General features: G+C 29.6%; 4 protein-coding genes. All 4 read right to left on the minus strand.

Annotated elements, in window-relative coordinates; genetic code table 11:
• The coding region (locus tag ACESM9_RS14495) for a lantibiotic dehydratase (RefSeq protein WP_373000254.1) at window positions 1–3,061 on the minus strand (3,061 nt) is incomplete at its 3' end.
• A gap of 72 nt (window positions 3,062–3,133) precedes the next feature.
• A complete protein-coding gene (locus tag ACESM9_RS14500) occupies window positions 3,134–3,259 on the minus strand; it encodes a hypothetical protein (RefSeq protein ID WP_373000257.1) in 126 nt (41 codons plus the stop codon).
• Window positions 3,252–3,839, minus strand: coding sequence for an accessory gene regulator ArgB-like protein (locus ACESM9_RS14505; RefSeq protein WP_373000264.1), 588 nt, complete (start codon window positions 3,837–3,839; stop codon window positions 3,252–3,254). Before ACESM9_RS14505 ends, ACESM9_RS14500 begins: the two co-directional genes overlap by 8 nt.
• 103 nt (window positions 3,840–3,942) lie before the next feature.
• On the minus strand, window positions 3,943–4,793 hold an 851-nt coding region (locus ACESM9_RS14510), incomplete at its 5' end, for a GHKL domain-containing protein (protein WP_373000261.1).

Here is a 4,793-nt window from a genome sequence, read left to right on the forward strand (position 1 = left end):
TTATTCTGTTACAAAACATATGAAGCAATGACATAAGGATGTCCCATTTTGTATTAGTAAGTTTCTCTTCATTATCCAAATTCACTATAGTTTTGTAATAGTCCTTAATTGCTTTTCCTCTTTCATGTACAATGTCTTCTATGCTTTTATATATAGGTAATTCACTGGGGTTTTGGATTGCTAACATATATTTGTCTCTGGCTTGTCGAAATTCATTACGAAACTCATGCTGATCAATAATAACGCTTAAACATTCTTCCTCTATAATTTTGTTTTCTACATAGTGCGCTAGAATACTATACATTAAAGCAACAGCTATAAGATCATCATCAAAATGGTTTACATTTCGTTCTTTAATATCTATAAGTTTCAATGCCAATAGGCTATCCCAATAAAACACTCTCTCAGCCATATCTATGGCTTCTATTCCACCATATCGTTCAATTTCTCTCTCATAAGTATCTATTATATATCTATTGGCAAATCCTTTATCTTCTACTTCCTTAAACCATTTTGTAAATTCGTTCATCACATCGTATTTATTATTTAAATCTCTTACTTGAATCCTAAACCTTATATGGAATCCTGGATCGGCATAACGAATATAAAAGAACTGAGAAATTGATTGTTCATCTAATAGGAGCTTTATAAATGGCAACAAGCATTTTGCAAGAAACTCATTACACTTTTTATCTTCCAAGTATATTTTAAAGTATATCCATCCATTATCTCCGGCTCTATAAAGTCTACCTTTATCCCATATGCTTACATTGCTCTTATTTTTATCAACTTGTGTATTTGTTTTTATATGACCAATATTGTAACTGAAATGTGTATTTGAAATGTTGTTCTCAGCATCAACAAACTGAACCACTAGCTCTGAAAAATATTTATTTTTTTTCCAGTCTTCTAGCCACAAATCATTTTCAGCAGATTGAATTGTAATAAAAGATGATTTTTTTAAAATTTTTTTCGACTCTTGATATAGGCAATTCATGCAGATACTGTTTTCTGTATCTATCAGCAGATGTCTATCGTGTTCTACTATGTATATAAAACGACTTATTCCCCACTTTATCATAAACTTATTAAAGTTTTTTCGAAAGGCTTCAAAAGAATTTAAATCCACAAGCTCATTTTTCCATATTTTCCAATGTTCCCTACAAATAATAACATCTTCATATTCAATTTGTGGTATGTACTGTAAATCATAATTTTCAATGCTTAAAAGATTTTCCAGCACATGAATCTCATAAGCATAGGACACTTCCCAAATAAATCTAATTAGGTGGTTATCCACCATTCTATTCAGCATGCTGTGCGAAAACACCTTTATAAGCTTATTGAGATTTTTTGACTTAATATATAATCGATCTATTTGTGAATTATATCCTACCAGAATATCATCCATGGTTATTGATTCTTTATCAATCTCTGTACTTAGTCCGCAATCAAGACTGTATTTAAAATTTCGATTCCCTGCACAAATATTATTTATTCTACCTGCCTTGGGTAAATATGATGTATCAACCAAAACATAAGGTGAGCTGTTTATATTAAACTCATAAATTGACTTTAACGAATTTCTGCTTTGTTCATCTAGTGTGCTATAAAATCTATTTAACATCTTTCCAGCCATATGTGACCCAATACTAGGAGCAATAGCTATTTTAAACTCGCCATTATCAATTGAAACATTATCTTTAGCTAGTATATTAATATTCAATTCAAATGTATTTGAATATCTAAGATTGCTGCTCTTATCATTTAAGCCCTGAAAGAATTTTATATCTTCTTCCTCTAAAACAACCTTTTTCTCTCCTTTCTTGAGCGAAAATAGTATTTTGTCATACATATATTTTTTTATCATTTCTTTTTTGCTTGACAAATAGCTTTTATTTTGAAAATTAGTGCTACTATATGGATCTCCAAGTCCTAATGTAGGATCAAATAACTCCAATATAGGTACTTCTATATAAGCGCCATATTTCTCGACAAATCTTTTTTTATACTCAATCAAATAGGGGCTTTCATTATCCTGCGTTGAAAATGCTACAAGAAATTCTGAAAACTTGATCAATTTGTCTTTCACTTTGCTACATATAGTTTTATTTTCAAGTCCTATTGAAGTGATTACACTTAAATAGTTTTTACTTCTATGTATACTTTTCATTTTATTGCATAGTTCTATATAATCAGAAATGCCTCTTCCAATTTCTTGTTTGTTATATTTATTTCTAAGATTGTTGATATCTACTAGATCTTTGTATAGTTTTTTATTCTTATCATCTAATTGATAATTTTTCATTTTATCTACCAGCTGCTCTAAAGGATCTGCGCTTGATAACGATATTCTAAGATCTGTTAATAAGTATTCATTTTCAATTAATTGCATCAAAAACTTCTCTATCACTTCTTGAGGTACATTAATGTTGTTTAGCAGAATATTATTTAGCAACTCTTTATAGCTTATCCATTCAGAAGCCTGCTGTTGTACATATTTTACTTGCTTCGTATATAATATTCTTGACTTGTTAATATTTTTGCCTTCTGCATCTGATGCGCCTTGTCCATAATTGCTTAAATAAGGATTTATAATACGCTCACCACAAACATAACATTGTTTATTAAAGATTACATTAACATTTCTTAAAATGTCTTTGTCTTTCTCAAGCCTTTCAATTAATGCATAGAACCATTCCATATCAACTTTGCAATACTTTTGAGCAGAACTACCTTCTCCAACACGCATAATATCAGTGTTTACTCCAAATCTGCAGTTTCCTATTCCTGAAAATAAACCATAGGGAGTAGATCGAACTACAGCTCTGATAAAATAATTAATAATAGCATCTTCTTGTTTCTTATCGATTTTTTTATCCATTATAGTGCTTATCAAATCTAAACTGGAAACTGCCACTGCTTCTTTTAACTCAAGAAGTGTAGACATAATTTCTGTTATATTAACATTGCATTTTTCTATATCATTTAATAGCTCATACCTTCGCGCAGATAATATGGGTGTTCTCATGACTAAAACGTCATCAACTGTATATTTCATATTACCCTCCATTTATATCCACGTATAACTTCGGTATTTTAAGTAATGTTATAAATCATAGGTTTTCATCTCTTACTTTATCAAGAATTCTGGTGTCTCCACTTCTTCTAAAAAGCCAATAGCGCATGCTAATGTAACATTTGTCTGAGCAATTATAATAGCAAGTATAGAGACCAGTAATGCTATTTTTTTACGCATAAGTACCTCGCTCCTTTCTAAATATTTTATAGGTTATTGGTAATACCAATATAGACTCAATAAATAAGCTTATTAACATTATGGTGGATATGTTTTCGGGTACACAATAAGATACAGCAAAAATTGCAATAATAGCTAATATAGAACATTTTTTTAGATTTGATTTAAGTTTATATGACTTGATAGGTTTTTTCTTGGTATCTGATGGAGCATATAGAATAATAATTATTAGTGTTATTATGAAAAGAACAATATTATGACTCCTTCTTATGAAATTTGAGAAATATACAGGACTATATATTGCTATCATAGACGATAATAAGCAATTAAATCCCCTTTCTGCATGAATGCCGCCAGCAAAAGTCCTCAAAGAACTAAAACAAATATATGCTATAATAGAATACCTAAGAATCCCTAGTATATATGCGACAATAAATATTATTGGTATTTTATATAGATTTATCAATAAAACCTTTATCCCATAGCTTATGGTTTCTTTTTTTTGGCTATCCGTTTCTTCTATATGAGTTACGATAAAGTCTTCTACTTTTTTAACTAAAGCATTGCTTATCATAATCATCACCTGATTTTAATATAACAAAGCAATATGAGAAATCAATAGATATAGGATAAGAGGTAGAATTTTAAGGACAAGAGGTGTAATAGTATGAGTTTGAGAAATGTTATTTTTGCTTTTTTATGAGCAGTTCTTGAGTATAATACTTTTCATCTATTATAGTATTATTTAATATACTTGGATAATTCTTTAGTATACTTCTTACAGTCTTTAGACCTATACCGTTTCCTGCTTTGTCTTGATTCATATCATAAGAATTCTTTATCACTGTCGTATAGCATTGATAATCTTCAAAAATACAAAGCTCTATATATTTATCCTTTGTCAATGCTGCTGATTCGATGGAATTATCTAAAAATACACCCAGCACCTCACACAGATCTGATACATTTACTTTAATATCCCTCATAGTAGTAGTTATTTCAATATTTATATTCATTGACAGTTCTTCCATCTTTCCTATTTTAGAGTATAAAAGGCTTTTAATCCCTGGGTGGACTATCTTATATAAAGGAGCGATATTGTTTTTGTTAATTCTATTTTGTCTCTCAATTACACTGCTTAAATGCTCCTTTAATCCTTCCATATCATTGTCTTCAATAAATGCTGATGCAGATTGAATAATATTATGAGTATTATGCCTTACCCTCCTATACTCATCTATTAGTTCTTCCGCCATATTTATATATGCCTTTAGCTGTTTATTTTCCTGTTCATTAATGGCTAGATTGCTGTATGCTCTGTGAATTGCTATAGTGAGCAGAGTATATATAGTTGTTATAAGTATATTAATCAATATAAGTCTACTATCTATCATTTCAATATATTTGTTGTAAACCAATATATTGGCGGCGGTTACTATGAAGGTTATAAGAGCGAATAGTATATAAGCTCCATTTTTATTTATTTGGGCAATGATTTTTTTCTTATCCCATATATATTTCATCGTAATTATGG

The organism is Lutispora sp., from assembly GCF_041687175.1.
Lineage (GTDB): Bacteria > Bacillota > Clostridia > Lutisporales > Lutisporaceae > Lutispora.

Excerpts from the sequence above, each read along its gene's own strand:
- ACESM9_RS14500 (WP_373000257.1), bottom strand. The coding sequence starts at position 3,259 with ATGCGTAAAAAAATAGCATTACTGGTCTCTATACTTGCTATTATAATT.
- ACESM9_RS14505 (WP_373000264.1), bottom strand. The coding sequence starts at position 3,839 with ATGATTATGATAAGCAATGCTTTAGTTAAAAAAGTAGAAGACTTTATC.